This window comes from Cellulosimicrobium sp. I38E (genome assembly GCF_001647255.1).
Taxonomy (GTDB): domain Bacteria; phylum Actinomycetota; class Actinomycetes; order Actinomycetales; family Cellulomonadaceae; genus Cellulosimicrobium; species Cellulosimicrobium cellulans_E.
This window is the reverse complement of the sequence record NZ_LUAZ01000014.1, coordinates 61,934-87,643: the sequence shown is the minus strand read 5'-3', so window position 1 is coordinate 87,643 and position 25,710 is coordinate 61,934. Positions and strand designations below refer to the sequence as shown.

Genomic DNA, 25,710 nt, shown 5'->3' with positions numbered 1-25,710 from the left:
GTCCCCGCCCCGGGGCCCGACGCCGCCGCCCCCGAGCCGTTCCGCGGCATCTACGGCATGCCGCAGTTCGTCACGATCCCGACGGCGGACCTTGCCGCGTCCGTCGACCTCTGGACCCGGGGTCTCGGGTTCTTCGACCTGTTCTCCGTCCCGGGCGGCGTCGTGCACCTGCGCCGCTGGGCGTTCCAGGACGTCCTGCTCGTGCCGGGCACGCCCGCGCCGGAGCCGAGCGCGCTCACCGTGAGCGTCTCGTGCGTCCTGTCGCAGCTCGACGCGATCGTCGCCGCGTGCGAGGACGTCTCCCCCGGGTGCACGAGCGGCCCCCGGGAGACGCCGTGGGGGTCGGTCGAGGTCGAGGTCCGCACGCCCGAGAACACGCGCGTCGTCATGACCGCGGCGCGGCCGTACGACCCCGACAGCGACGCCGCGCGCTTCCTCCACGACATCGGGATCGAGGCACCCGGCGCATGACGCCGGGTTCCGCCCGGGCGACACCGGGGCGCGTGCCCACGGATCGCGCGCCCCACCACGTCACCGACGCGCTCACGGTCGGGGACGCCGCCCGGGCCGTCGGGGTGACCGTGCGGACGCTGCACCACTGGGACGCGGTCGGCCTCGTCCGGCCCTCGGAGCGCACCGCCGCGGGCTACCGGCTGTACTCGCCGTCCGACGTGGCGCGGCTGCGCCGGGTCGTGGCGTACCGCGAGCTCGACGTCTCGCTCGAGGACATCCCCGAGCTGCTCGACGCGCCCGGCGACGACGCGGTCGACGCCCTGCGCCGCCACCGGACGCTGCTCGGCGAGCGCATCGCACGGATGGAACGGACGGCCCAGGCGCTCGACCGCCTCGTCGAGGCCAGGGAGCGCGGCCTGCTCCTGACGCCGGCGGAGCAGGTCGCGCTGTTCGGCGCGACGTGGGACCCGGCATGGCCCGCGGAGGCCCGCGAGCGCTGGGGAGACACCCCGCAGTGGGCGCAGTACGCCGAGCGCTCGGCCGACCGCTCGCTCGACGACTGGCGGGACCTCGCCGACGGCGTCGCCGCCCTCGAGGCCGACCTCGCCGCCGCGTGCCGCGAGGGTGCCGCCCCGTCGTCGCCGCGCGGGATCGCGCTGGCCGAGCGCCACCGCGCCTCGATCGGCGCGCACTTCGACTGCACGCCCGCGCGGCACGTGTGCCTGGCCCGGCGGTTCGTGGAGGACGACGGCTTCCGGGCGCACTACGACGGCCTCGCGCCCGGCCTGGCCGCGTGGCTCCGCGCCGCGGTCGAGGCGAACGCTCGCGCGCACGGCGTGGACCCGGCCACGGCCTCCTGGGACTGACGGCCACGGCCGTGTCGGTGCCCCCGGCTACGTTCGGCCCGAGCGCCGTCGCACTGGGACGTCGCGCCCCCGACCGGACGGAGCCGCCCCATGCCCGTGACCGCAGACGACCTCGACGCCGCGACCGCGAGCGTGGCGCGGGCGCTGGGACCCGTCGCCGCGCGGACGTGGGGCGACGCCCCGGGGACGGGCACGTGGGACGCGTGGCACACCGCCGAGCACCTCGGTGACACGCTCGTGTCGTTCGCCGCCCAGCTCGTCGCGCGACCTGCCTCGCGCTTCGTCCGGTTCATGGCCGTGGCCGACGAGGACGCGACCGCGGACGGCGTCCTCGAGATGGCGATCACCGGGTCGGGGCTCCTGGCGGCGGTCCTCCGCACGAGCGGGCCCGACGTGCGCGCGTTCCACCCGAGCGGCGTCGCGGACGCGGAGGGCTTCGCGGGGATGGGCTGCGTCGAGGTCCTCGTGCACGGCGAGGACGTCGCGCGCGGCCTGGGGGTCGAGGTCGACCCTCCGCGGGACGTGTGCGCGCGGGTGCTCGCGCGGATGTTCCCGCACATCGCGCACGAGGTCAGGGACGTGGACCCCTGGGACGCGCTGCGCTGGGCCACGCACCGCCTCGAGCTCGCGGGGCTGCCCTCGCAGGCCGACTGGCAGTGGCGCGCGGCCCCCTGACGTGCCTCCGCGGGCGTGCGAGCGGCCCGCTCCCGGGTGACGCTGAGACTCCGCCGCACCACCGTCCGAGGAGTCGTCGATGCCCGGCACCTCCGCCCCCGGGGCGGCCCCCACGAGCTCCGTCCACGTACGGGCCAGGCTGGTCCCGGGCGACGTGGTGCGCGCCGCGGCGGCGGTGAGCGTGGTCGCTGCGGTGGGCCTCGACGGCGTCGCGACGGCGCTCTTCCTGCTGGTCCTGGGCGGCACCATGGTGCCGCGCGTGCTCGGCCTCACCGCTCCCCTGGACGTCGCGTTCAGCGCCACGCTCCTCGCCTCGGCCTGGGCCGCGCAGCTCGAGTGGTACCGCGCCGTGCCGTGGCTCGACCTCCCCGTCCACGCCGCCTGCACCGGTCTCGTCGCCGCCGTCGCGTACGTCGCCCTCGTCCGCACGGGGATGCTCGCCGACCCCGGCACGCTGCATCCCGGACGTGCCCGGGCGGGCGTCCTCGTCGTGACCGCCGGCCTGGGCGCGGTGCTCGCGATCCTGTGGGAGCTCGGCGAGTGGGCCGGGCACACGTACCTCGACGACCGCATCGGCGTGGGCTACGACGACACCGTGACCGACCTCGCCGCGGGGTTGCTCGGCGCGCTCGTCGCGGGGCTCCTCGTGCCCGGCAGCCTCCGGCGCGGGTCGACGCCATGACCCGCCCCACCGTGTCGGTCGTCGTCCCGGTCCGGGACGACGCCGACGCGCTCGACCGGTGCCTCGCGCTGCTTGCCCGGCAGACGGTCGCACCGCTCGAGGTCGTGGTCGTCGACAACGCCTCGAGCGACGACTCGGCGCTCGTCGCGCGCCGCTGGGGCGCGGTCGTCGTGCGCGAGGAGCGCGTGGGCATCCCCGCCGCGGCCGCGGCCGGGTACGACGCAGCGCGCGGCGACGTCATCGCCCGGCTCGACGCGGACTCGCGCCCGGACGCCGGCTGGGTGCAGCGGGTCGTGGACCGCATGGCCGACGACCCCTCGCTCGACGCCATGACCGGCACCGGGACGTTCGACGACCTGCCGCGTGGCGCGCGCACCGCCGTCGCGATCGCCTACCTCGGGGCGTACTACGTCCTGTGCCACCTCGCGCTCGGGCACACCGCGCTGTGGGGGTCGTGCATGGCGCTGCGCAGCACGGCCTGGGCGGCAGTGCGCGACGGCGTCGTGCGCGACGACCCGGAGGTGCACGACGACCTGGACCTCTCCTTCCGTCTCGGGCCGCGGCGGCGCACCGTCCTCGTCCGGTCGTGGCGCGTCGGGGTCTCGGCGCGGTCGCTGCGGGGACGCCGCCAGCGGCGTCGCCGGCTCGACCGCGCGTGGCGCACGCTGCGCGTCAACTGGTCGGTCGCGCCACCGTGGGAGCGGTGGCGCGACCGCTGGCGCTGACCCGGCTCACCCGGTGCTGCTCCGCCACGCGCGCCGGCGCGGCGCACCCACGCCGTCCTCGCGGTCGAGCCGCGCGAGGAGGCCTGCGAGCGCCGCGGCGATCGGCTGCCCGGTCGCGTACTCCACGAACAGCCACTGGCCGGCCGGGTTGATCTCGAGGAAGACGTAGTCGCCCTCCGGAGTCCGACGCAGGTCGACCGCCCCGTACCAGAGGCCGAGCACGTCCATGAGCCGCAGCAGGGCTGCGGCCACGTGCTCGGGAAGATCGTGGGCCGTCGTCGGGCAGTGGTGGGTGTCGACACGGAAGTCGTAGGCGTACCCGGACTCCTCGGTCCGCAGCTCGGCCGCGAAGAGCTGCGTGCCGACGATCGTCACGCGCACGTCCGACCCCGCGACGGCCTCCTGGAAGATGACCGGCGCGTACCGCACGCTCTCGAGGAGGTCGAGGTCGGCCTCGCGCACCGGGCGGGTCTCGCGCCACGTCGCGGGCGTGCCGCTGAACGGCTTGAAGATGACGTGGCCCGGCTCGCGGCGCAGGAACTCACGGGCTCGCACCGGGTCGTTCGTCATGCACGTGCGGGGCACGCGCAGCCCGAGCCGCGCGGCGACCTGGAGCTGCCACATCTTGCGCGAGCCAGCCTCGTCGCGGTCCGGGTCGTTGACCCAGGTGGCACCGAGGCACGACCACAGTCCCGACACCGCGGCGGCGATCTCCCCGTGGGCGAACCCGCGGTCCTGGGGCGAGCGGACGTCGTCGTGCAGGGCGAAGGGCTGCGGGCGACGCCACCACACGGCCCGCAGCTGCGTCGCGTCGACGGCGCTCACGCCCTCGTCGCTCGTGTCGACCCAGTCGGCCCGCCACCCGGCCGCGTCCTGCGTCGAGGTGAGCGAGACCGACCGTGGGGCGTGACCGGTGTCGAGGAGGACGTGCGGCGCGCTGAGCGCGTCCAGGTGGCGGACGACCTCCGTGGTGTGGAGGTCGTCCGCGTGGGACACGATGCCGATCATCGCGTCACTGCCCGGCCTGGAGCTGGGTCAGGGCCGCCTCGACGGCCTCGAGCGTCGCCCGTGCCTCGGCGACAGCCTCGACCAGCGCGCCGACGACGTCGACGGGCTCCCCCGCGTCCTCCTCGTCCACGAGGGACTCGGCGCCCTGGACGAACGGCCGGGCCCCGGCGAGCGCGCCCGCCTGGACGAGCCGCCCGATCGCGGGGTTCACCACGGGGTCGAACAGGTCGCCGGGGTCGAGGATCCCCTCCTGGAGCGTGTCGCCGGGTCCGGTGCCGACGTCGCCCGCGAACCCCGTGGCGACCGGGTTGTCGGCGGCGAATCGGGTGTCGGCCTGGAAGATCGAGTCCAGAGCCCGCGGGGTCCCGCCCTGGTCCCGGAGGAACGACGTCCCGATCTGGTCGGCGACCGTGTGGGAGTCGGCCTGCCGGATCGTGAGCACGTCGACGGCCCGTGCGGTGTCGGCCGCGCGGAGCGTGCCGACCTGGTCGGCGGCCTTGACGGTCGCGATGACGTCCTGCGCCAGGGACGTGAACCCGTCGTCGGCGGTCGCGGTGCGCGCCCCCTGCGGCAAGGCCTGGAGCGTGGGCGACACGGCGCGGATGCCGACGATCGCGGTGCCGAAGTTGGAGCCGGTGCCCGCGGCGTTGCAGCCGCCGTTGGTGTGCACGCCGACGAGCTCGCCCGCGGGCCCGAGGATGCCGGACCCGGAGTTGCCGCCGAGCGTGTCGATGTCGTCGTAGCGGATCTGGTTGGTCGTCACGGTGGTCGCGGGGCCGGCCTCGACCCGCTTCGGCATCCCCGCGGGGTGGCCGATGATCGCGAGCATGTCCCCGACGCCCGGGTTGGCGGTCGCGACGGCCGTGAACCCGTAGGTGCTCCCCGGATTCCCGCCCACGCGGACGATCGCCATGTCCAGACCGCCCAGGCGGTACTCGACGAGCGCGACGATCGGGAAGCTCACCTCGGTGCGCAGCACGCCGCTCGCGTCCACCTGGTAGAGCACGTTGATGTGCATGCTCGTCGCGATCTGCTGCGGCGTCACGACCTGCATCGAGCCGTTCTGGCGAGGCAGGACCCACCCGTCGGCGCTCTGGTCGAACAGGTGCCCGCACGTGAGCACGAGGTCCGGGGCGATGAGCGTGCCGCTGCCCCACCGCACGCCGTCGACGTTCCCGGGGTTGGTGAAGACGCCGCCGAGCCCGGTGTTCCACTGCACCTGCACGGCCTGCTTCTGGTGGGCGCTCACGTACGCCTGGGTGACGCCCAGCGTGCCGTCGTACTGCTCGACGGGCTGGGAGTCGTCGGTGGCGCCGCAGATGGACTCGAGCATCTCGGCGTAGGTGGGCTCGTCGCCCGCGATGGACTCGAGCGTGAGCGGTATGCGCTCGGGCAGCGGCGGGTAGAGCGCGTCGACGGTGTCGGGCGTCTCCGGCACCTCGCGCCGGCTCGGCTTCTTCGGTGCCGACTTCCTGGTTCCAGCCATGGGGTCCCCCCTCGGTTCGGTCCCCTGCACCTGGAGAGAGGCGGGCACGAGCGCGCCCGGACGGGGACGGGGCGGGTGAACCGCGCGGGCAGGCCACGGCTGCGGCCGGAGCGCCCCTGCGACGGCGAGAGCGCCCCGGCCCGTGGGTCAGCGGCTCGCGGCGACGTCGAGCACCCAGGTCACGCCGAACCGGTCCGTGAGCATCCCGTACAGGGGCGCCCAGTCGGACGACGCGAGCGGCGCGACGACGGTCGCGCCGTCGACGAGCGCGTCCCAGTAGCCGCGGACCTCCTCGACGTCGTCGCCGCGCACCGAGACGAAGAACGGCGCCTCGCCGGGGCTCCAGGGTCGTCCCGCGGGGACGTCGTAGGCCATGACGCGGAAGCCGCTCGGCGCGCTGACCTGGCCCCAGACGACGAGGTCGGCCTCGGCCGGGTCCGGGGCCTGGCCCAGGTCGCCGTACGTGGTGAGGACGAGGTCGCCGCCGAACACCGCGCGGTAGTGCTCGAGCGCGGCGCGGGCGTCGCCGCGGAAGTTGAGGTGGGGGGTGGTCTGGACGGACATGGCGTCTCCTCCGGGTCGGTCGTCCGGGCCCGCGGTCGCGGCGCCCGTCGGTCCCGGACGTCGCCCGGGCTCGTGCCACCACCCTCTCGGCCTATCAGGGCGAAGAGTGTCCGCATGGTGCGCGAGCATGGGCGCATGACCGAGACGTCGCGCCGGACCCTCCTGCTGCTGTCGCTCCTTCAGACGCGCCCCGACCGCACGGGTCCCGAGCTCGCCCGGCGGCTCGGCGTCGACCCGCGCACGGTGCGCCGCGACGTCGAGCGCCTGCGCGACCTCGGCTACCGCGTCGTCGCGACGCGCGGGCGCGACGGCGGCTACCGCCTCGACGCCGGCGCCGAGCTCCCGCCCCTGCTGTTCGACGACGAGCAGGTCGTCGCGCTGACCGTCGCGTTGCGCACCGTCGCCGCGAGCGGGCCGGGCGACGCGATCGAGGAGGCGTCCGTGCGGGCGCTCGCGACCGTGCGTCAGGTGCTGCCCGCGCGGCTGCGCCACCGGGTCGACGCCGTCGACGTCGTCCCGGTCCCCGGCGGCACCGGGCGACCGGCGCCGTCGGTCGACGTCGACGTCCTGCTCGCCGTGAGCACCGCGGTGCGCCGGCGCGAGGTGCTGCGCCTCGACTACGCGCCACCCGTCGCCACCACCGAGGCGGGAGCCGAAACCGGGGGCGTGAACGGGCCGGGGACGGGCCGTGCCGCGACGGCGCCGCGGCGCGTGGAGCCGCACCACGTCGTCGTGCGCGACGGACGCTGGTACCTGCTCGCGTGGGACCTCGACCGCGCCGACTGGCGCACCTTCCGCCTCGACCGCACGACGCCCCGAGAGCCGACGGGGCCGCGCTTCGCGCCCCGCGAGCTGCCCGGGGGTGACGTGGGCGCGTTCGTCGCGGCCCGCTTCGCCGGGTCGACGCCGTCCTCCGGGTCGGCGTCGCCCGCGGGCGAGGCGGGGTGGCCGTGCCGCGGGTGGGTCGAGCTCGCCGCGCCGGCCCAGGCCGTCGTCCCGTTCGTCGAGGACGGCGCGGTCGAGGTGCTCGGGCCCGACCGCTGCCGGGTCGCGCTGGGCTCGTGGTCCTGGGTCGCGCTGGCCGCCCGGGTCGCCGCGTTCGACGCGGACGTGCTCGCGGCGGGTCCGGCGGAGCTCGTCGCGGCGTGCGCGACCGTCGCCGGTCGGCTGGGACGGCGTGCGACCGGGGGCGGCCGTAGCGTGGAGCGTCCTGTCCCCGGCAGAACGGACCGGTCATGACCACCCCCGTGCGGCACGACGTGCTCGTCCTCGGCGGCGGCAACGCCGGGCTCTCGCTCGCGGGACGCCTGCGCCGCGACGGCTGCCCCGACGTCGCGGTCGTGGACCCCCGGACCACCCACCAGTACCGGCCGCTGCTCTCCTACGTCGCCTCCGGCATGGCGACGCTCGACGACCTCACCCGGCCCCAGGACGACGTCGTGCCCGACGGCGTCCACCGGTACGTCGACCGCGTCGTCGCGGTCGACCCCGCGCGCTCCCTCGTGCACCTCGCGGGCGGGCGCACGCTCGGGTACGCGGACCTCGCGGTGTGCCCGGGCTCGGAGGTCGACTGGGACGCGGTGCCCGGGGCGGAGCAGGCCGTGCGCACGCCGTTCGCCGCGACGAGCTACCTGCCCGACCTCGCGTCCACGACCTGGGACCTGCTGTCGTCGCTCACCGCGGGCCGCGTGGTGTTCGCGGTCTCCTCCCGGCACGTGCCGTGCTTCCCCGTGGCGCTCAAGCCGCTGTTCGTGGCCGCGGACCACTGGCGCCGCACCGGCGTCCTGGACGCGATCGAGATCGAGCTCGCCGTCGAGTCGCCGCGGCTCGTGGACGACCCGCGCGCCGAGCCCGCCCTGCGCGACGCCGGCCGGCGCTTCGGCGTCCGGCTGCGCACCGGCACGACGCTCGTGTCCGTCGACGCCGCGCACCGTACGGTCCGGCTGCGCGGGCCGCACGGGACCGACGAGCTCGGCTACGACGCCCTGTACGTCGCGCCGCCGCACCGCGCTCCCGCGTGGGTCGCCGAGAGCGGGCTCGCGACGCCGGAGAGCGACGGCTTCGTCGCCGTCGACCCCGAGACGCTCCAGCACGTCACCTTCCCGCGCGTCTGGGGCCTCGGGGACGCGGCCGCGGTCGACGCGATGCCGTCGGGCGGCGCGCTGCGCCGGCAGGTGCCCGTCGTGGCGCGCAACATCACCGCACGCCGCCGCGGCACGCCGATGCAGCGGTACGACGGCTACTCCGTCGCGCCGGTCACGACGTCGCGCGCCGAGCTGCTCCTCGCCGAGTTCGACCGCGAGCGCCGGCCCGACCCCGGGTTCCGGTTCGTGGACCTCGCGCGCCCGCGCCGCAGCCTGCTGCTGTTCGACCGGTACGTGCAGCCGACGATCTACTGGCGGCGGCTGCTCCAGGGCAAGGTGGGCTGACCCGGCACCTGGATCGGCACGGCGCGCCGCAGCACGAAGAAGAAGGGCCGCTCCATGCCGCGGGCCTCCATGAGGCCGAGCAGGGTGTCGCCGTCGACGGCACGGAACACGTCCTCGACGGGGAGCGCGTCGTAGGTCATGGCGGCGGTCGCCACGCCGCGGTGCACGACGGTCCGCAGCCGCGCCCGGGGGCGCCGCGTCCGCGCGAGCGGCAGCAGCGCGCGCACGATCCGCGCGACGCCGGGCCGCCGCAGGAGCGGGGCGCACCGCAGCACGAGAGGGAGCGGCACGAACGCGGGGTCGACGGCGAACGGGCCTCCCCGGGGGGCGGCGAACACGAGCGGGTGCGCGTCGCGCACGCCGTCGAACCGCTTGCCGACCCACCCCAGTGCCTCGAGCACGCCGTCGAGCGGGTGGCCGGTGGGCAGCCCGGCGCCGCGCCACCGACCGGCGATCGCGTCGACGTCCGCGGGCGGCAGCGTGTCGAAGAACGCGAGCGCGTCGCCCGTGGTGGTGCCACGCCGGAGCCCGGCCAGCTCGCCGAGCCGGGGGCGTGCTGCGAGGGGGTCGTTCGGTGCGGCCATGCGCTCCTCCTCGTCGGGAGCGAAGGTGGACGACGTCGCTTCCGATCCTCGCGCGCGTCGGCACCTCGCGCCGCCCGGCACGACGTCGGCCGGCCGGTGCTACGACGACGCGGGTGCGCCGTCGACGGTCTCGTGCCGCTTCTGTCGCGCGAACCGCGCCGGGAGGTCCGGCCCGTCCCACACCTGGATCGCGCGCCAGATCGAGGCGGCGATCGGGACGGCGAGCACGGCTCCGGTGAGGCCCGCGAGCACGGTGCCCGCGGTCAGCGCGACGAGGATCACGAGCGGGTGGAGCCGCAGCGTGCGGCCCATGACGACGGGCTGGAGCAGGTCGCCCTCGAGCTGGTTGACCGCGATGACGATCGCGACCACGATGAGCGCCTCGACCGGCCCGACGGCCACGAGCGCGACGAGCGCGCACAGGATGCCGGCGAGCGTCGCGCCGACGAGCGGGATGAACGCGAGCAGGAACACGAGCACCGAGAGCGGGATGACGAGCGGGACCCCGACGATCGCGAGACCGATGCCGATGGCGACGGCGTCGACCGCCGCGACGATCGCCGTCCCGCGGACGTAGCCGCCGAGCGTGCGGACCGTCGTCTCGCCGATCCGCTGCCCCCGCTCGTACCGGGCGCCCTCGAACGGGCGCAGCAGGAACTCCCAGATCGCCGGGCCGTCCTTGAGGAAGAAGAACAGCACGACGACCATGACGAAGAACCCGGCGACGAAGTCGACCGTCTGCGAGGCGCCCGCGAGCGCCCCGGCGCCCACGGCGTCGGACTGGAGCAGGCCGACGAGCGAGTCGCGCACGGACGCGACCTGCTCCTCGGTGATCTGGAACGGCAGGTCCTGCACGTAGGCCTGGAGCTCGTCGAACCCGTCGATCGCCTGGTCGCGCAGCTCGGGCCACTGGTTGACGACCGCCGCGACGACCAGCCACACGACCACGCCGAGCACGACGACCAGGGCGAGCAGCGCGATGACCGTCGCGAGGAACGACGGCACGCCCTTGCGCCGCAGCAGGCTCACGAGCGGGGAGATCGCCGCGGCGAGGACGAGCGCGATGAGCACCGGGATGACGATGAGCGTCAGCCGCGTGATCGCGAACACCGCGACGGCGACGAGAGCGACGATCGCGAGGACCTGCACCGAGCGCGTGCCCGCGCGCCCGACGCCGTCCGACCACAGCGCGGAGACGCCCGACGGGCGCGACGGCGCGTCGGAGGTGCGGGCGTCGGTCCCGCCAGGAACGGTCGCCGGCACGCCGTGGGTCGGCTCGTCGCGCGACGCGACGGCGCCCCCGTCCACCGCCTCGGCGCGCTCGCCCGTCCGCTTCCCCGACCGCCGTCTGCCCAGCCCCATCCCGACTCCCTCTCGCCGCACGTGACGGTCAGGCTTTCACGATCGCGACTCACCCGCCGGGTGCCGGCACCGCAGGCTCCGTAGAGTGCGTCGCATGGCATCCCGCATCAGCGAGCTGGTCCTCGACTGCGCCGACCCGGAGCTGCTCGCCCGGTTCTGGTGCGACGTCCTCGGCTACGTCGAGCTCGACCGGGAGGGCGACGGCTCGATCGAGATCGGCCCGCCCGGAGTCGGGTTCGGCGGCCTCCAGCCCACCCTCATCCTCAGCCCGAGCACGGACCCGCGGGCGGGCAAGCTCCCGCTGCACCTCGACGTCAACCCACCGACCGCGACCAGGACGCCGAGCTCGAGCGGCTCCTCGCCCTCGGGGCGCGACCCGCCGACGTCGGGCAGACGGGCGACGAGCCGTGGCACGTGCTCGCCGACCCCGATGGGAACGAGTTCTGCCTGCTGCGCCGGCGCCTCGACCCCTGACGCGGGCCTCGGCTCACGCCGTGGCGGGCACGGGCCGGTACCGCACGGCGAGCGCTCCCGACCGGAACGGGGTGCGGTCCACGAGCTCGAGCGGGATGCGCTCGTGCAGGCCGGCGAGCAACGTCGGCCCGTGCCCGGCGAGGACCGGCTGCACCACGAGCTCGTACTCGTCGATCAGTCCCAGGTCCGCCAGTGCCAGCGGCAGGTTCACGCCACCCACCCACAGGCCCGCGCCCGGCTCCTCCTTGAGCCGCCGCACCGCCTCCTCGAGGTCGCCCCGCACCAGCTCGGCGTTCCAGTCGACCTCGCTCAACGTGCTCGACACGACGTACTTCTTCGCCCGGTCGATGGCCTCGGCGAAGGGCACCTCCCACTCGTCCATCCAGTCGGGCCACACGCCCGAGGCGGGCCTGCGCCACGCCGACTCCATCATCTGGTAGGTCACCCGCCCGAACAGGAGGGCGTCGGCGCGCTCCATCTCGGCGGTCCAGTAGCGCATCGACTCCTCGTCCGGGGGAAGCCCGGCCTCGTGGTGGCAGCAGCCGTCGAGCGTGACGTTGATCGAGTAGCGCAGCGTTCTCATCTCGTCGATCTCCCTTGATACGCGATTGCCCGGACCAGACTCAGACCACCGCCGACCCGCTTTCTCATCGGCGCCCCGTGGCACCGCCGCCCACGAGGTCCTGCGTCCCGACGACGCCGAGCAGCCGGATCTTCTCCGCCGCCTCCGTGCCCGGCGCCGCCGTGAGCACGAGGAGCACCTGGAGCTGGTCCTCGGTGGCCAGCGCCTGGCAGTCCACCTCGATCTCCCCCACCACCGGGTGCACGAGCGTCTTGTGGTCCACGAACCGGCGCGCGACCTCCTGCCGCTCCCACAGCGCCGCGAACTCCGGGCTGGTGCGCCGCAGGACGTCCACGAGCTCACCCGCGCGCGACGACGGGCCCAGCACCGCGACGGCGGAGCGCAGGCTCGCCACGAGCACCCGCCCCTGCCGGTCCCGGTCGTCCGCGGGGTAGATCGCGCGCGCCGTCTCGGGGTGGGCGAACCACCGGTAGATCTCGCTGCGGTCCCAGCCAGAGTACGCCGTCGCGTCGCCGTAGAGAGCGCGGGCCAGGTCGTTCTGCGCGAGCGTCTCCCCCAGCGGGTTGAGGATGAGGGCCGGGGTGTCGCCCAGGCGGTCGAGCACGCGCTGGAGCGCGGGAGCCACGTGGCCGGGGTCGGTCGCCCGGTCGGGCACCCCGTGCCCGGCGACCCGGTAGAGGTAGTCGCGCTCGTCGTCGGACAGGCGCAGCGCCCGCGCGATCGACGCGAGCATCTGTGTGCTCGGTTGCGGCCCGCGCTGCTGCTCCAGGCGCGTGTAGTAGTCCGTGGACATCAGCGCGAGCTGCGCCACCTCCTCGCGGCGCAGGCCCGGTGCCCGACGGCGCAGCCCGGCCGGGAGGCCCACGTCGCCCGGCTGCAGCGCCTCCCGGCGACGGCGGAGGAAGTCGGCGAGCGCGGCACGGTCCATGCGCCCATCGTCCGGGGTGCGACGCGCCCGTGCCAGGGATCGCCGGTCCCCCGATGACCGGACTCTGCCGCGGCGCTCGCCGCGCGCCCAGGATCGAGGCATGGACCTCACGAACAGCACCGTCTTCATCCCCGGCGCGACGAGCGGCATCGGGCTGGCGCTCGCGGTCGCACTGCAGGAGCAGGGCAGCACCGTCGTCGTCGGCGGGCGCCGCACCGACCTCCTGGAGCGGATCGCCGCCGAGCACCCCGGCCTCGACACCGTGCGCATCGACACGACCGACCCCGAGAGCATCGCGTCGGCCGCCAAGGAGGTGCTCGACCGCCGCCCCGACCTGGACACGCTCGTCACGATGGCCGGCATCATGCGCGCCGAGGACTGGCACCACCCCGAGGGCTTCCTCGACAGCGCGGAGCAGATCGTCACGACGAACGTGCTCGGGCCGATCCGGCTCATCGGCGCGTTCGTCGAGCACCTGCAGACCCGGCCGCACGCGACCATCGTCACGGTGTCCTCCGGGCTGGCGTTCGCGCCGCTCGCGGTCACCCCGACGTACGACGCGTCCAAGGCCGCGATCCACATGCTCAGCGAGGCGCTGCGCCTCCAGCTCGCGGACACGAGCGTCGACGTCGTCGAGCTCGTCCCGCCGTCCGTCGCGACCGACCTCATGCCCGGCCAGCGCGAGAGCGCGTTCGCCATGCCGCTCGACGAGTTCGTCACCGAGGTCGTCGACCTGCTGCGGACGCAGCCCGACGCGCACGAGATCCTCGTCGAGCGCGTGAAGTTCCTCCGATTCGGCGAGGCGCGCGGCGACTACGACGAGGTGGTGCGCGTGCTCAACGCGGCGGACCCGCACGGGAACTGACGCCGAGCGCCGGGCTCAGGCGGCGAGGGACAGCACGACGACAGCCACCCCGAGGACCGCGTCGAGCGCGCAGCAGAACTCGGCGAGGGACGAGGAGACCACGCGCCGGGCGTGCAGGTGGTGGACGTCCCACGCGGCGTGCCCGAGGAGCCCGGCACCCACGATCACCCCGGCCCACGGCTGCCCGAGCAGCGCGACGGCCACGGCGACACCGACGACGACGGCCATCGCCGCCCCCTGCAGCGGCAGGCCCCACCCGGGCCGGATCCTGCCGCGGACCACGCCGTAGACGGCGAGCACGACGACGAGCGCGAGCAGCGCCCAGAACGGGTCGAACCCGGGGACGGCGAACCCGACGCCGAGGAGCACGAACGTCAGGCCGAACAGGGGCCAGGCGGCCGACCGCCGTCCCAGCGCCGCGGCACCGAGGTAGACGAAGCCCGCCGCGGTGAGCACCTGCGCGACCTGCGCCGTGTCGGACACCCCGAACCAGAACGCGGCGGCGAGCGCCGCCCCGAAGGCGATGCCCGCGACGGTCGGCCACCGCGCGGGCCACGCGGACGCCCGGGGCGGCTGGACCGCGGTGTGCTCGCCGGCGGTCACGAGGTCGCCCCGCCGGGCACGTGCGGGACCGGCTGACCGGGCGGGGTGAAGGCCGCCAGGACCGTCGCGGCGATGGTGACGGCCGCGTCGTCGGGCGCGAGGCGCCCCGCCTCGATCTCGGCCGCGGCGCCGTGCATCACGCGATGGAGGGTCCCGACGAGCCACGAGGCGGGCAGGTCCGTCCGGAACGCCCCGGCCTTGCGACCCCGCTCGACGAGGCGCTCGACGCGGGTCGCGGGTCGTTCGTGGAGCTCGAGCATCCGCTCGGGCGAGAGGACCTCGGTCGCCGCGGTCATGAGGGCGCCGATCTGGACGATCGTCAGCCAGCTCTGCCGGACGAGGCGGACCAGGGCCTCGCGCGGGTCGCCGCTGAGGTCCAGCGCGTCGAGCGCCTCGTCGCCCTCCTCGATCGCCCGGGCGACCACGGCGTCGACCAGCTCGGCGCGGCCGGCGAAGTGCCCGTAGAGGGTGACCCTGCCGACGCCCGCGGCTTTCGCGATCTCCGCGATGCTCGCGTCGGGGTCGCGGCTCAGGCAGACGGCGGCGGCGTCCAGGATCGCCTGGACGTTGCGGCGGGCGTCGGCCCGCTTGGCCTGGTGCTGGGTGGCGTTGCTCGGCATGAAGCCCTCCCTTGTCGAACACCACTGTACGAGTTAACGTGGCCGCGTCAACCCGAACATGCATGTTCGACTTGAGGAGGCCGTCATGACGGACCACGACCTGGACGTCGCCAGCCCACGCACGACCCCCGACCCGAGGCGATGGCGGGTCCTCGCGCTGCTCGGGACCGCCCAGCTCATGCTCATCCTCGACATCACGGTCGTCACGATCGCGCTCCCGGCGATCGGGGACGACCTCGGGCTCGAACGCACCGCGCTGACCTGGGTCGTGAGCGCGTACACCCTCGCCTTCGGCGGGCTCATGCTGCTGGGCGGCCGGCTCGCGGACCGGTTCGGGTCGCGGCGGCTCGTCCTGACCGGCCTGACGGTCTTCACGCTCGCCTCGCTCGTCACCGGGCTCGCGGACGGCCCGGAGCTGCTGCTGACGGGTCGGGTCGCGCAGGGTGTCGGCGCCGCGCTGCTCTCCCCCGCCGCGCTCTCGGCGATCGTCACGACGTTCGACGGCGAGGAGCGCAACCGGGCGCTCGGCGTCTGGTCCGCGCTGAGCGGCGGCGGGGCGGCGCTCGGCGTGCTGCTCGGGGGGCTGCTCACCGGCGGCCCGGGGTGGCCGTGGATCTTCTTCGTCAACGTCCCTCTCGGGCTCGTGCTCCTCGCCGCGCTCCTGCGGCTGCTCCCCGCAGGGCCCGCCGGCGCCGACCGCCGTCGGCTCGACCTGCTCGGCGCCGCGCTGGTGACCGCGGCGACGGGTGCCGTCATCTACGCGCTGATCGGCGCGGGCGACCGGGGCTGGACCGACGCCGCCACGGTGCTCTGGCTCGTGGCCGGCCTGGTGCTCTACGTCGTGTTCGCGCTGTGGCAGCGCGTCGCCGTCGCGCCCCTCATGGACCTGCGGCTGCTGGTCCGCCGCCCGGTCCGGGCGGGCACGTTCCTCATTCTCGTGGCGACCGCGCTCATGATCGCCGTCTTCTTCCTCGGCTCGTTCCTGCTGCAGCGCGTCCACGACCTCGGTCCGATCGCCACCGGGCTGCTCTTCCTCCCGGTGGCGGTCGCCACCATGGCCGGGTCGCAGCTCGCGGGCACGTTCCTCGGGAGGACGGGCGCCCGGTCGATGATGTTCGTCGCGGCCCTCGTGGTCGCCGCGGGCCTCGCGCTGCCCGCGCTCGTCGACGGGGTCGCCGCCGCCGTGACCGGGATGGCGGTCGGGTCCGCCGGGATCGGCGCGCTCTTCGTCGTCGCCTCGGCGACCGCGCTCGGCCAGGTCGCACCGCACGAGGCGGGCATCGCGTCCGGCATCGTGAGCACGTTCCACGAGTTCGGCGCGGCGCTCGGCGCCGCCGCGATCTCCAGCGTCGCCGCGGCAGGCATCGCGGGAGGCACGCTCCAGGGGATCGAGGCGGGCTTCGGGTTCGCGGCCGTCGTCGCGCTCGTCGGCGGCGCGCTGGCGCTCGCGCTCCTCCCGCCGCGGCGAGCGGTCACGGGTCCCGGCACGGGCCAGGGCGCAGGTCAGCCCGCGCCGAGCGACCTCTCGCCCCGCCGATCCTGAACACCAGCGTACGGGCCGGGGGCCTGGCGCTCAGGGCGTGTCGGACACCGCCGCGACGTGCTTGACGTCGGCCCGGTCGACGAACTCGAGCGCCGTCGCGGCGACCTCGCGCCACCCGTGGTCGATGGTCAGCGAGTGCCCGCGGTCCGGCAGCTCGGTGAACTCCGTGAGCGCGTCGTTGTGCTTCGCCTGGATCGTGTACGCGCTGTGCGCGATGGCGTGCGGGACGGTGTGGTCCTTCTCGCCCGAGATGATGAGCAGCGGGCCGCGGTCGGGGTTCTTCGTGTCGACCTTGGTCTCGGAGAACGGGTTGAGGTTCGCCGTGACCGCCTGGAAGATCGGGTTCCCCGCCGCCGCGACGTGGAACGTCTCGTAGAGCTCGCGGGCCTCGGACTCGTCGAGCGCGTTCGCCCACCCGAACGTGAACTGCTCGAACGTGAGCGTGACCGCGCGCCGCGTGTTGGCCGGGTTGCTGACGACGGGGAACGCGCTCTTGAGCGCGGACGCCGGGATGGGCAGGACGCCCTGGAACGGCGCCGGGTCGACCGCGACCGTCACGACGGACACGCCCTCCCCCGCGATCTTCTGCGCGATGAGACCGCCGAACGAGTGCCCGACGACGGCCGGCTGGTGGTCGAGGGCCGCGGCCGCCTCGAGGTAGTGGTCGGTGACCTCCTGGACCATCTTGCGGGCGAACGCCTCGGGGTGCTCGCGCGCCTCGGCGACCGTCGCCGGGTCGTCGGGCCAGCCCGGTGCGACGGTCGTGTAGCCCGCCTCCTCGAAGAGCGCGCGCCAGCGGTCCCAGCTGCTCGACAGCAGCCACAGCCCGTGGACGAACAGCACGGGCCGCAGCCCGCTCGCGTTCGCCCGCTCGATCTCGGCCACCTCGTGCTCGGTGAGTGCCATGTCGTCGCCTCCGCCTCGTGTCCCGGTCCGGTGCCCCCACGGCGTGGCCGTACGACCGCGCCCACCGGCACGCTAGGAGCCGGGCCCCGCGCGGCACATCGGCCGCGCATACCGAGTTCCGACCTACCGCGTACCTAGGCCCGGTGCGAGACTCCTCGCGTGACACCTGGGCTGGTGGGCCGCCGCACGGAGCTCGCGCTCGTCGACGCGCTCTACGAGGGGATCGACGACGGCGGCGCCGCGCTGCTCGTCGAGGGCGCCCCGGGGGTCGGCAAGACCGCGCTCGTGGACGAGCTGGAACGACGCGCCCGCGCGCGGGGCATGGGCGTGCTGCGGACCGCCGGCACGCTCGCGGAGTCCACCGTCCCGTACGCCGGGCTCCACCTGCTGCTCCACCCGCTCCGGGACCGGTTCGCCGAGCTGCCCCGACCCCAGCGCGAGGCCCTCGACGTCGCGTTCGGCGCGCGCGAGGGCAGCCCGCCGACGCTCTTCCTCGTCGGCCTCGCGACGCTGACCCTGCTGTCGGACGCGGCGAAGGACCGGCCGCTCCTCGTCGTCGCGGAGGACCTGCACTGGCTCGACCCGATCTCGCGGTCGGCCCTGCAGATGGCCGCGCGCCGCCTCGCGTCCGACCCGGTGCTCGTCGTGATGACGACCCGCGGCGGTGACCACGCCCTCGCGTCCGACGGCGTCCGGCACCTGCACCTGGGACCGCTTCCCTTCATCGACGCGAACGCCGTGCTCGACGCCCGGCCTGACGCGCCCCGCGGCGCCACCCGCCGGGCGCTCCTCGAGCTCGCCGACGGGAACCCGCTCGCCCTCGTCGAGCTGACGGCGTCCGACGTCGGGCTCACCGAAGCCGGCCTCGTCCCCCTCCCCGACCGGCTCGAGCTCGCCTTCGCGGGACGCTTCGCCGACCTCCCCGAGCCGGCGCGCCTCGCCGTCCTGGCCGTCGCCCTCGACACCGACGCCGCGGCCGACGACGCGACCCGGGTCGCGGCCCGCGCGCTGGGCCGCGCCGTCGGACCGGGGTGGCTCGATGCCGCGCTCGACGCCGGCCTGCTGCGCCGCGACGAGGGGAGCGTGCCGTTCCGCCACCCGCTCGTGCGGTCCGCCGTCACGAGCGCGAGCACGACGGCGGAGCGCACTGCCGTGCTGCGCGCCCTCCTGGACGTCCGAGGCGAGAGCCCCGAGCGGACCGTGTGGTGGCGTGCGGAGCTCGCCGGCGGGCCTGACGCGGCGCTCGCGGACGAGCTCGACGTCCTCGCCGATCGGAGCCTCGCGGCCGGGGACGCCACGCAGGCGGTGCGGGCGCTGCGTCGCTCGGCGACGCTCACCGCCGATCCGGGCGTCCGCGCCGTGCGCCTCGTGCGCGCCGCGGAGGCCGCCGCGGGTTCCGGTGCGACCGACGTCGCCGTCGCGCTGCTCGACCGGGTAGAGACCGACACCGCCGACCCCGCCGTCCGGGCCCGCGTCGCATGGCTGCGCGAGCTCCTGCCCGTCGCGGCGTCGGCCCTCGCGCGCGGCGACCTCGGCCCGGCGCTGCGCGCGATCGACGACCTGGGGCGCGCCGGGGAGACCGACCGCGCGCTCGACGCGCTGCTCCGGCTCGCCTCGATCGCCTGGGACCACTCGACCGAGGCCGAGTCGGGACGCCCGCTCGTCGACGCCGCCCGGCTCCTCGACCTCGACGCGGACGACCCGCGCGCGCTGTTCCTCGCCGCCGTGACGGAGCCGGTCGCGCGGGGCGACGAGATCGTCGCGCGCATCCGCGCGCTCCCCGACGTGGACGACGCCGACGCCCAGCGGGACTGGCAGCTCGGCTACGCGCTGAACAAGTGCGGCGAGATCGAGCCGTCCGCGGCGTACCTGCAGCGCGCCGTCGACGGCCTGCGCCGGAGCGGAGACGTCGCCCTGCTGCCGCACGCGCTCCTGGGCCTCTCGTGGATCGACTACCTGCGCGGGCGCTTCGCGGAGGCCCGCGCCCAGGTCGAGGACTGCGCAGCCATCGCCGTCGACGTCGACGACCCCGGTCTCCTCGCCGCCGCACGCGCCGTGCTCGCGTGGTTCGACGCCCTGGACGGGTCGCCGCCCGACCTCGACGCCATCGCGGGAGGCTCCGCCCTCGGGGCCCAGCGTCTGGCCGCACGGGAGCTCCGCGCGACGCTCACCCTCGCCGACGGCATGGCGGCGCTCGTCTCCGGGCGGCCCCGCGACGCCGAGCGCGCGTTCCTGCGCGTCGCCGACCCGGACGACGCCGCGCACACCCTCGTCTGGCGCGTCGTCTCGCTCCCCGACCTCGTGGATGCCGCCGTGCTTTCCGGGCACCGCCGCGAGGCGTCGTCGCACGTCGAGGAGGTGGCCCGCCTCGCCCCGACCTGGCACGCTCCCGTCCTCGACGCGGCGCTCCGGTTCGCGCGCCTCGCGCTCGTCGAGGACGCAGGGCTGGAGACGGCGGCGCGCGCGCTCGACCGGGACCCGCTCGCCATGCCGTTCTTCCAGGCGCGGGCGCGACTGCTCGTCGGGCGACGGCTGCGCCGTACTCATCGCCCCGACGAGGCGCGGCGGCACCTGCATCTCGCGCTGGAGGCCTTCACCGCGTTCCCCGCTCCCCGGTGGGCCGAACGGTGCCTCGACGAGCTCCGGGCGACGGGCGAGCGCCTCCCCGACGCGGCGCCGTCGGGCAGGCACGTCCTGACGCCGCAGGAGCTGCGCGTCTGCGTGCTCGCCGTCGAGGGACTGCGCAACCGCGAGATCGCCGAGCGACTCTTCCTCTCGCCCCGCACCGTCGGCGCCCACCTCTACGCGGCGTTCACCAAGCTGGGCATCACGAGCCGCGATCAGCTCGCCGGCGCGCTCCGGCGAGAGTGACGCTCGCGGAGCAGATCAGGCGGTCTCGGCGGCCGGTGCGAGCGTGGCCGCGAGAATCTGCCTCCGCTCGTCGGCGCGCACCCAGAGGCGGGTGTAGACCAACCGCGCGGACACCGCGGCGCCGCCCTGGATCGCCTCCACCGCGGCGACCATCCGTGTCGCTCCCGTCGCGACGTCCGCCTGCACGTCGAGCGACTCCTCCTCCAGGCGGGTGATCCGCAGCGAACCCGAGCGATAGCTCGGCTGGTCGTCCTCCGTGGTGAAGACCGACCCGTCCAGGCCGGCGCCGACGCCGACGCCGACGCTCGTGCAGCAGGGCGTCCAGGACATCGACGTCGGCGGCCCGCTGGGCGGCCTGAAGTGCGTGCTCAGCAGCAAGATGGCTCATCGCGCGAGTCTCCCCGCACCCTGACCTGCGACTCGGCGCGGGGAGACACGCCTCAGAACAGCGGCCACGGGACGGCGGGCATGTCCCCCGCCGGTGCGGGGAACCGCGCCGAGCGCAAGAGACTGTCGCAACGCTCGGCGAGGGCGGTCACCTCGTCGGGAGCCAGGAGCTCCGCCAGCCGGCGGCCGAGGTCGCCGTCCTGGGTGGTCCCGGCACCGGTGCCGAGGCCGGCGCGCACGCGCTCGACGCCCGCGAGCTCGTCGTCGTTCAGGCCCTCCCCGAGCCAGCCCCACAGCACGGTCCGCAGCTTGGGCTCGACGTGGAAGGTGACGCCGTGGTCGACGCCGAGGCGACGCCCGTCGGGCAGCGGCAGCACGTGCCCGCCCTTGCGATCGGCGTTGTTCACGACCGCGTCCAACACCGCCATGCGCCGCAGCGACGGCGAGTCCTCGTGGACGACGCTCACCGGCCGGTCGTCCTCGTCGACGCCCTCCAGCACCGTCCGCACGCCGTCGGCCGGCACCTCGTCGGTGGGCACGACGTCGACGGGCGACTGGGTCGCGTCCACGTCCTGCCAGAGCTGCACCATGCCCGGGCCGAGCGGTCCGTCACGCAGCCACGTGCGCGGCACGACGCCCCAGCCGAGCGCCTCCGAGACGAGGTACGCGGCCACCTCGCGGCCGGCCAGCGTGCCGTCGGGGAAGTCCCACAACGGCTTCTCCCCCGCGACGGGCTTGTACACGACCGCGACCTCACCGATCCGGGCCAGGAACGTCGCGTTCGACGCCGCGCGGATGCGTCCGACGACCTCGAGCGGCGCAGTGTCTTGTGACGTGGTGTCGCGCGGTGTGGCGTCGAGCGGTGCCGCGTCGACGTCGTCGTGCGGGGAGGTCACGCCTCGTCGGGCAGCACGCACTCGTGCCCGTCGGGGTCCACCGGCCGACCGCAGCGGGGGCAGGCCGGGCGGCCCGCCTGCACGACAGCGCGCGTGCGCTGGGCGAAGGCGCGCGCCGTCCCCACCGGCATGCGGATGAGGAACGACTCCGCGGGCTCGGGCTCGTCCGCGTCGGGGTCGAGGTCGTCGTCCTCGTCCACGAACGGGAACGCCTCGACGACCACCTGCGCCGTGCGCGGGTCCCAGCTCAGCCGCATCGACCCCGTGCGGAACTCCTCCTTGACGGGGAGGTCCAGCGGGTCGTCGTCGACGAGCTCGGCCGGCACGTCGACGGGGACGCTGTACCGGTTGTCGGGCGCCTCCATCAGCTCGTCGAGCAGGCGCTGGATCGTGTCGGCGAGGACGGCCGACTGCTCTTTCTCGAGGGCGACGCTCGTCGTGCGGGTGCCCGTGCGGGCCTGGAGGTAGAACGTGCGGGAGCCGGGCATCCCGACAGTTCCCACGACGACGCGGTCCGGCCAGTCGTGCTCGTGGACGAGAGTGGGCATGCCCTCACTCTACGAGCGCTCGGCCCGTCCGCGCCGGGCGGCCACGCGTCGGACGTCAGGACGGCGGAAGGTCGCTCGGGTCGTCAGGTCGAACCGGGCCCGCGCCGCCCCCGACCGGCGCGTCGCCGACCGGCGCCGCTGTGCGCAGCCACGGCAGGTCGCCGGCGTCGGTGTTCACGGCCACGACCTCCGGGCGGTGCGGCCCGTACCGGACGATCGAGATCGACGCCGGGCCGACGACGATGCGCTGAAACAGGTCCAGGTGCATCCCCAGCGCGTCCGCGAGCACCGACTTGAGCACGTCCCCGTGCGAGACGGCCGCCCACACCGCGTCGTCGCCGTGCCGGGCCGCGACCTCGGCGTCGTGCCGTCGGACGGCCTCGACGCCCCGGGCCTGCATCGCGGCCAGCGACTCCCCGCCCGGGAACACCGCCGCCGACGGCTGGGTCTGCACGATGGACCACAACGGCTCCGTGGCCAGGTCCTTCAGCGCGCGGCGTTGCCACTGCCCGTAGTCGCACTCGGTGATGCCCTGCTCGGTGACAGACTCGGGCGTGACCGTCTGGCGGTCGAGCAGGGCCTGCGCGGTCTGCCGGCACCGCTCCAGCGGGCTGGTCACGACGCGCGCGAGCGGGACTCCCGCGACACGCTCGGCGGTGCGGGCCGCCTGGTCGCGACCGACCGCGTCCAGCCGGACCCCGGCGGACCGCCCGGCGAGGATCCCTCCGGCGTTCGCGGTGGTGCGGCCATGACGGACGAGGAGGACTGTGGGCATGCATCCGAGCGTAGACGCGCCCCACAGTGCGCACGACGTGAGGTGCGGCGAGAGGAAATCAAGCCGTTCGAGCAACTACTCGGTTTGCGCGAATCGTCACGAATAATGACGTCGCGCACACCTAAGGGCATCCAACCATGATTGGAATGAATCGTCGCCCTCTAACCACAGGAACCGTCATTCAACTACCCAAGTTAAGAGCCCACCACGCACCGCGATGAATGACCAACGGAATTTCGGGATGGACCGCTAAATTCGGGTTCAAGTAGCGAAACTCGTGGCGTTTAGAGTCCGCACTACTGTCCTGCCCTACAGCTGAACATTCAAACAGAATCTGGACCGCATCAAGAACCGGGAGAGTCAAACCTCTGTCACGCGCGAGTTGAGTTAACTGCGCTACTGTGAATGACCGCCGCCGGAGCGACGAAAGCAGCCCGATTACATCATCCACGTGAGGCGTGCTCAGGTAGCCCTGGAGTTCATCCTTTAGTTCCGGCACGAAATACTCAATAGAGTAATCATTCAAAGCCCTTTGAATCTGGCTCGTCGTGACAGCGCCCTCGTCCGAACGCCGTTGCACCTTGCTCAGAAGAGCAATAAGGTCGCGCGGTGTGTGTCGAGTCTGATCAACCAAGTACTCCCACATGCTCTGCGACCTGCGCCCGACTGGTGCATTCAATGGCAGGAGGTCTCGGATTGGATCGTCCCCAACATACCCGCTCAATCGCGCCCTATGGAGAATTAAGCCACCCAACGTCGCGTCGTCGGATTCGTCAAGACTTGGCGACCATCGCAAACTGACTGCAAAGTTCTGGCGAATTTTGTTCTTGTTTGGACTGCTGAGACGTTCATAGAGATCGAACCGGCAAAGCAAGACGATCTTGGCAGAACTACCCAAGCGAAAGAAAACGTCGTTTAGCGACTCGACTTCCCCCAACAATGCCGAAAGAGATGCGTATGTTCGATCGCTGGGGGGAAAGCAGCTCGTCCAGACCGTCTATTATATGAACATGCTTGCTGTTTGTGCGGAGGTTTGAGATCGCCTTCTCCACGCGCGCAGCGGCGTCGGTAAGCTGCACTTGCCGCGTGCCGTACTCCGCTTGAACTGACGCCTCGTATATCGCGGGGAGCCCACCCTTCATCGCAACGTTAACCGAGCGGAGGCTAAGTTCCGAGAAACTTCGTGTCGGTAAGAGCCCTTGCTTTTCAAGCGCCTTCGCAAGCTTTTGACAATCAGCGGAGTCGAACGGATCAGCACCAGCGTCGTTGAGCATCGACTGGAAGACCCTTAGTAGGAGCAACCAACGCCAGCTAAGTCGCAGGACTTGCTGCGACGAGTCGTCGTCAGCCAATTGCTGCAGCGTCCCGTAGGGGAAATCCTTGAGGTCAATCAGATCGACAAAGAGCTTTGGATCTGTGTCCGCTTTCTGCACTAGGTGCTCGCCGATTGCGGACTTTCCCGAACCCTTGTGTCCAAGTACAAGGTACTCACTGCCACTGACAATCGCTTTGGTCACGCCCTTGAAGTCGTAGAAGCCTTCAAGCAGCAGACCGGGATCGCGCACACTCTCGGCCCCAGCCGATGCGTAGCCGAAACGAATGTCGGCAAACGCTACCCCGTCGGGCGTCGGCGGAAATACATCGACGACGCTCTTTCCGTGACCGGGGCGTTCTTTCAGCGTCACGTAGCCTGCCTGCTCAGCATCGCGCAAGAACTGCCCGAAACGGGCGTACCTAAATTCGGACTCAGAGAAGTCGGGCCATTTTCGCAGCAACAACTCCTTTGCTTTCGATGCCGATAGTGGATTGCCAGCACGATGCCGATCGGTGGCAATCCCCCGAAGCGCTTCGAACGCGTCGTCGAGCAAGGCCGGGGAAGCCGTGTCGACAATGGCCTCGCCCGGAGGCACCGCCTCTGCACTAGCTCCTCGTTCACGACTAACGAGGCTCAGCGCGAAGTCAGACTTGCTAACATCCTCTACTACTTTGACATATCCAGCCTTTTCTGCTGCGAGACAAAAGTCCTTGAATCCCCTGTACCCAAGGCTTGCCTCCTGGAACGGTCCACCGAGCGCGTCGATCAAGAGCGGCTTGGTGTGAGCCCCGAGCGGGGTCCCACCTCGTTCGAGGATATGCCGCACAACGCGTGCCAGCACCTCGAACTCGTAGTCAACGCTTGCCAGCGTGAAGTCTGAGTTCTTGGGCATGTCGATTATGCGGATGACACCGGCTTCGGTTGCGGATCGGACGAGTTCTTTAAACGTACCGTATCCGTAATCGGGCTCAACAATCTTGTACCCCAGAAGGACTTGCGCACGAGACTTCACTATGGCGCCAGTCGGTCGCTTCTGGCGGTCCTCAAGTTCGCCCACGACGGCCGCGATCGCTCTCCAGACCGCTTCCACGGATTGGTCATCGCTCATGAGCACCTCTAGGGTTCGAATGCCGACGTGGTGCATGGGAGGCTACAGCCTCGCGCTCCGGCCACATAGCACTCAAGAAGATCTTCACCCGGCGAGGCTTGGTACCCCCGGTCGTAGGGGACTGTGTTCGGCCAGGGCTCACAGCTGGCCGGGTTCCAACGAGCGAGTCAGTCCCATCCATCTTCCGGGTGGATGGTCCGGCGCCTGCGCGTCCGCGAGTTCCTGCGAGTAGCGCAAGCTCGAGCTCGCGTGGGAACTGCCAGGCCAGCACTGGCGAGCGCGTCCATACCACAACGACGAAAGGCCGGACCCACGAGTACGTGAGTCCGGCCATCCTTGATGTCATCAGACATCTCACGGTCGGGCTGACAGGATTTGAACCTGCGACCCCTTGACCCCCAGTCAAGTGCGCTACCAAGCTGCGCCACAGCCCGTGGCTGGATCACCGGGTCTG

At 73.4% G+C, this 25,710-nt stretch carries 26 protein-coding genes, 1 tRNA gene and 1 pseudogene; 11 read left to right on the top strand and 17 right to left on the bottom strand.

Annotation, left to right across the window (positions count from 1 at the left end; translation table 11 throughout):
• From A0J59_RS21775 to A0J59_RS04450, 5 genes are all read left to right on the top strand, one after another.
• On the top strand, positions 1–471 hold a 471-nt coding region (locus A0J59_RS21775; RefSeq protein WP_064315351.1), incomplete at its 5' end, for a hypothetical protein.
• 32 nt (positions 472–503) lie between these two features.
• Positions 504–1,319, top strand: coding sequence for a MerR family transcriptional regulator (locus A0J59_RS04465; protein WP_255364986.1), 816 nt, complete (start codon positions 504–506; stop codon positions 1,317–1,319).
• Positions 1,320–1,409: 90 nt separating this feature from the next.
• Complete coding sequence (locus A0J59_RS04460) at positions 1,410–1,994, top strand: hypothetical protein (protein ID WP_064315349.1); 585 nt, start codon at positions 1,410–1,412, stop codon at positions 1,992–1,994.
• A 79-nt stretch (positions 1,995–2,073) separates the two neighbouring features.
• Positions 2,074–2,676 (top strand): hypothetical protein, encoded by a 603-nt coding sequence (locus A0J59_RS04455; RefSeq protein ID WP_064315348.1) that lies wholly within the window; start codon positions 2,074–2,076, stop codon positions 2,674–2,676.
• Positions 2,673–3,401 (top strand): glycosyltransferase family A protein, encoded by a 729-nt coding sequence (locus A0J59_RS04450; RefSeq protein WP_047234483.1) that lies wholly within the window; start codon positions 2,673–2,675, stop codon positions 3,399–3,401. The genes A0J59_RS04455 and A0J59_RS04450 overlap by 4 nt, the downstream gene beginning before the upstream one ends.
• 6 nt (positions 3,402–3,407) lie before the next feature.
• On the opposite strand, the gene A0J59_RS04445 is transcribed toward A0J59_RS04450, so the two are convergent.
• The 3 genes from A0J59_RS04445 to A0J59_RS04435 form a co-directional block, all read right to left on the bottom strand.
• Positions 3,408–4,397, bottom strand: coding sequence for an MvdC/MvdD family ATP grasp protein (locus A0J59_RS04445; protein WP_156532795.1), 990 nt, complete (start codon positions 4,395–4,397; stop codon positions 3,408–3,410).
• A 16-nt stretch (positions 4,398–4,413) separates the two neighbouring features.
• Positions 4,414–5,895 (bottom strand): serine protease, encoded by a 1,482-nt coding sequence (locus tag A0J59_RS04440; RefSeq protein WP_082918733.1) that lies wholly within the window; start codon positions 5,893–5,895, stop codon positions 4,414–4,416.
• Positions 5,896–6,042: 147 nt separating this feature from the next.
• Positions 6,043–6,459, bottom strand: coding sequence for a VOC family protein (locus tag A0J59_RS04435; RefSeq protein WP_064315345.1), 417 nt, complete (start codon positions 6,457–6,459; stop codon positions 6,043–6,045).
• Between the two features lie 135 nt (positions 6,460–6,594).
• Between A0J59_RS04435 and A0J59_RS04430 the strand changes: the two genes are divergently transcribed.
• Positions 6,595–7,698, top strand: coding sequence for a YafY family protein (locus A0J59_RS04430; RefSeq protein WP_064315344.1), 1,104 nt, complete (start codon positions 6,595–6,597; stop codon positions 7,696–7,698).
• Complete coding sequence (locus A0J59_RS04425; RefSeq protein WP_064315343.1) at positions 7,695–8,888, top strand: NAD(P)/FAD-dependent oxidoreductase; 1,194 nt, start codon at positions 7,695–7,697, stop codon at positions 8,886–8,888. Before A0J59_RS04430 ends, A0J59_RS04425 begins: the two co-directional genes overlap by 4 nt.
• Here the strand turns inward: A0J59_RS04425 and A0J59_RS04420 are convergent.
• The gene (locus A0J59_RS04420; RefSeq protein ID WP_064315342.1) at positions 8,852–9,472 is read right to left on the bottom strand and encodes a DUF4334 domain-containing protein; all 621 of its coding nucleotides are present in this window, start codon (positions 9,470–9,472) and stop codon (positions 8,852–8,854) included. The genes A0J59_RS04425 and A0J59_RS04420 overlap by 37 nt on opposite strands.
• A 99-nt stretch (positions 9,473–9,571) precedes the next feature.
• Positions 9,572–10,834 carry an AI-2E family transporter gene (locus A0J59_RS04415; protein WP_082918732.1) on the bottom strand — a complete coding sequence of 421 codons (1,263 nt, stop codon included), beginning with the start codon at positions 10,832–10,834 and terminating at the stop codon, positions 9,572–9,574.
• 94 nt (positions 10,835–10,928) lie between these two features.
• Between A0J59_RS04415 and A0J59_RS21095 the strand changes: the two are divergent.
• A pseudogene (locus tag A0J59_RS21095) lies at positions 10,929–11,308 on the top strand (VOC family protein).
• Between the two features lie 13 nt (positions 11,309–11,321).
• On the opposite strand, the gene A0J59_RS04405 reads toward A0J59_RS21095, so the two are convergent.
• Both A0J59_RS04405 and A0J59_RS04400 read right to left on the bottom strand, forming a co-directional pair.
• On the bottom strand, positions 11,322–11,891 hold the full coding sequence (locus A0J59_RS04405) for a dihydrofolate reductase family protein (RefSeq protein ID WP_064315340.1): 570 nt from the start codon (positions 11,889–11,891) through the stop codon (positions 11,322–11,324).
• Positions 11,892–11,955: 64 nt separating this feature from the next.
• Positions 11,956–12,819, bottom strand: a complete 864-nt coding sequence (locus tag A0J59_RS04400; protein WP_064315339.1) for a helix-turn-helix transcriptional regulator — start codon at positions 12,817–12,819, stop codon at positions 11,956–11,958.
• Positions 12,820–12,919: 100 nt separating this feature from the next.
• On the opposite strand from A0J59_RS04400, the gene A0J59_RS04395 reads away from it, so the two are divergent.
• Complete coding sequence (locus A0J59_RS04395) at positions 12,920–13,684, top strand: SDR family oxidoreductase (protein ID WP_064315338.1); 765 nt, start codon at positions 12,920–12,922, stop codon at positions 13,682–13,684.
• Between the two features lie 15 nt (positions 13,685–13,699).
• Here the strand turns inward: A0J59_RS04395 and A0J59_RS04390 are convergent, their stop codons facing one another.
• Together A0J59_RS04390 and A0J59_RS04385 are read right to left on the bottom strand one after the other, a co-directional pair.
• On the bottom strand, positions 13,700–14,287 hold the full coding sequence (locus tag A0J59_RS04390) for a hypothetical protein (protein WP_064315337.1): 588 nt from the start codon (positions 14,285–14,287) through the stop codon (positions 13,700–13,702).
• A complete protein-coding gene (locus A0J59_RS04385; RefSeq protein WP_064315336.1) occupies positions 14,284–14,907 on the bottom strand; it encodes a TetR/AcrR family transcriptional regulator in 624 nt (207 codons plus the stop codon). The genes A0J59_RS04390 and A0J59_RS04385 overlap by 4 nt, the downstream gene beginning before the upstream one ends.
• A gap of 85 nt (positions 14,908–14,992) precedes the next feature.
• Here A0J59_RS04385 and A0J59_RS04380 point away from each other — a divergent pair, with 85 nt between their 5' ends.
• Entirely contained in the window at positions 14,993–16,450 is a 1,458-nt protein-coding gene (locus A0J59_RS04380) for an MFS transporter (RefSeq protein WP_064315335.1), read from the top strand.
• Positions 16,451–16,480: 30 nt separating this feature from the next.
• On the opposite strand, the gene A0J59_RS04375 is transcribed toward A0J59_RS04380, so the two are convergent.
• Positions 16,481–17,356 (bottom strand): carboxylesterase, encoded by an 876-nt coding sequence (locus tag A0J59_RS04375; RefSeq protein WP_064315334.1) that lies wholly within the window; start codon positions 17,354–17,356, stop codon positions 16,481–16,483.
• 159 nt (positions 17,357–17,515) lie between these two features.
• Here A0J59_RS04375 and A0J59_RS04370 point away from each other — a divergent pair, with 159 nt between their 5' ends.
• Positions 17,516–20,227: an AAA family ATPase gene (locus tag A0J59_RS04370; RefSeq protein ID WP_082918731.1), complete on the top strand. Its 2,712-nt coding sequence runs from the start codon at positions 17,516–17,518 to the stop codon at positions 20,225–20,227.
• A 15-nt stretch (positions 20,228–20,242) separates the two neighbouring features.
• Here A0J59_RS04370 and A0J59_RS04365 read toward each other — a convergent pair whose 3' ends face one another.
• The 7 genes from A0J59_RS04365 to A0J59_RS04345 all read right to left on the bottom strand — a co-directional run bounded on the left by A0J59_RS04365 (position 20,243) and on the right by A0J59_RS04345 (position 25,690).
• Entirely contained in the window at positions 20,243–20,557 is a 315-nt protein-coding gene (locus A0J59_RS04365; protein ID WP_255364984.1) for a nuclear transport factor 2 family protein, read from the bottom strand.
• Between the two features lie 110 nt (positions 20,558–20,667).
• Positions 20,668–21,510 (bottom strand): SCO1664 family protein, encoded by an 843-nt coding sequence (locus A0J59_RS04360; protein WP_082918730.1) that lies wholly within the window; start codon positions 21,508–21,510, stop codon positions 20,668–20,670.
• On the bottom strand, positions 21,507–22,058 hold the full coding sequence (locus A0J59_RS04355; RefSeq protein ID WP_064315332.1) for a DUF3090 domain-containing protein: 552 nt from the start codon (positions 22,056–22,058) through the stop codon (positions 21,507–21,509). Before A0J59_RS04355 ends, A0J59_RS04360 begins: the two co-directional genes overlap by 4 nt.
• Positions 22,059–22,113: 55 nt before the next feature.
• Complete coding sequence (locus tag A0J59_RS04350; RefSeq protein ID WP_064315331.1) at positions 22,114–22,833, bottom strand: histidine phosphatase family protein; 720 nt, start codon at positions 22,831–22,833, stop codon at positions 22,114–22,116.
• A 181-nt stretch (positions 22,834–23,014) separates the two neighbouring features.
• Positions 23,015–23,770 carry a P-loop ATPase, Sll1717 family gene (locus tag A0J59_RS22605; protein ID WP_369799746.1) on the bottom strand — a complete coding sequence of 252 codons (756 nt, stop codon included), beginning with the start codon at positions 23,768–23,770 and terminating at the stop codon, positions 23,015–23,017.
• A complete protein-coding gene (locus A0J59_RS21465) occupies positions 23,724–25,256 on the bottom strand; it encodes a P-loop ATPase, Sll1717 family (RefSeq protein WP_156532794.1) in 1,533 nt (510 codons plus the stop codon). The genes A0J59_RS22605 and A0J59_RS21465 overlap by 47 nt, the downstream gene beginning before the upstream one ends.
• A gap of 360 nt (positions 25,257–25,616) precedes the next feature.
• Positions 25,617–25,690, bottom strand: a tRNA-Pro gene (locus tag A0J59_RS04345).
• Positions 25,691–25,710: the final 20 nt, after the last annotated feature.

Bases quoted from the DNA above. Each gene is read 5' to 3' on its own strand.
- A0J59_RS04460 (WP_064315349.1), top strand. From the start codon at position 1,410: ATGCCCGTGACCGCAGACGACCTCGACGCCGCGACCGCGAGCGTGGCG.
- A0J59_RS04455 (WP_064315348.1), top strand. From the start codon at position 2,074: ATGCCCGGCACCTCCGCCCCCGGGGCGGCCCCCACGAGCTCCGTCCAC.
- A0J59_RS04450 (WP_047234483.1), top strand. From the start codon at position 2,673: ATGACCCGCCCCACCGTGTCGGTCGTCGTCCCGGTCCGGGACGACGCC.
- A0J59_RS04440 (WP_082918733.1), bottom strand. From the start codon at position 5,895: ATGGCTGGAACCAGGAAGTCGGCACCGAAGAAGCCGAGCCGGCGCGAG.
- A0J59_RS04435 (WP_064315345.1), bottom strand. From the start codon at position 6,459: ATGTCCGTCCAGACCACCCCCCACCTCAACTTCCGCGGCGACGCCCGC.
- A0J59_RS04430 (WP_064315344.1), top strand. From the start codon at position 6,595: ATGACCGAGACGTCGCGCCGGACCCTCCTGCTGCTGTCGCTCCTTCAG.
- A0J59_RS04425 (WP_064315343.1), top strand. From the start codon at position 7,695: ATGACCACCCCCGTGCGGCACGACGTGCTCGTCCTCGGCGGCGGCAAC.
- A0J59_RS04420 (WP_064315342.1), bottom strand. From the start codon at position 9,472: ATGGCCGCACCGAACGACCCCCTCGCAGCACGCCCCCGGCTCGGCGAG.
- A0J59_RS04415 (WP_082918732.1), bottom strand. From the start codon at position 10,834: ATGGGGCTGGGCAGACGGCGGTCGGGGAAGCGGACGGGCGAGCGCGCC.
- A0J59_RS04405 (WP_064315340.1), bottom strand. From the start codon at position 11,891: ATGAGAACGCTGCGCTACTCGATCAACGTCACGCTCGACGGCTGCTGC.
- A0J59_RS04400 (WP_064315339.1), bottom strand. From the start codon at position 12,819: ATGGACCGTGCCGCGCTCGCCGACTTCCTCCGCCGTCGCCGGGAGGCG.
- A0J59_RS04395 (WP_064315338.1), top strand. From the start codon at position 12,920: ATGGACCTCACGAACAGCACCGTCTTCATCCCCGGCGCGACGAGCGGC.
- A0J59_RS04385 (WP_064315336.1), bottom strand. From the start codon at position 14,907: ATGCCGAGCAACGCCACCCAGCACCAGGCCAAGCGGGCCGACGCCCGC.
- A0J59_RS04380 (WP_064315335.1), top strand. From the start codon at position 14,993: ATGACGGACCACGACCTGGACGTCGCCAGCCCACGCACGACCCCCGAC.
- A0J59_RS04375 (WP_064315334.1), bottom strand. From the start codon at position 17,356: ATGGCACTCACCGAGCACGAGGTGGCCGAGATCGAGCGGGCGAACGCG.
- A0J59_RS04365 (WP_255364984.1), bottom strand. From the start codon at position 20,557: ATGTCCTGGACGCCCTGCTGCACGAGCGTCGGCGTCGGCGTCGGCGCC.
- A0J59_RS04355 (WP_064315332.1), bottom strand. From the start codon at position 22,058: ATGCCCACTCTCGTCCACGAGCACGACTGGCCGGACCGCGTCGTCGTG.
- A0J59_RS04350 (WP_064315331.1), bottom strand. From the start codon at position 22,833: ATGCCCACAGTCCTCCTCGTCCGTCATGGCCGCACCACCGCGAACGCC.
- A0J59_RS21465 (WP_156532794.1), bottom strand. From the start codon at position 25,256: ATGAGCGATGACCAATCCGTGGAAGCGGTCTGGAGAGCGATCGCGGCC.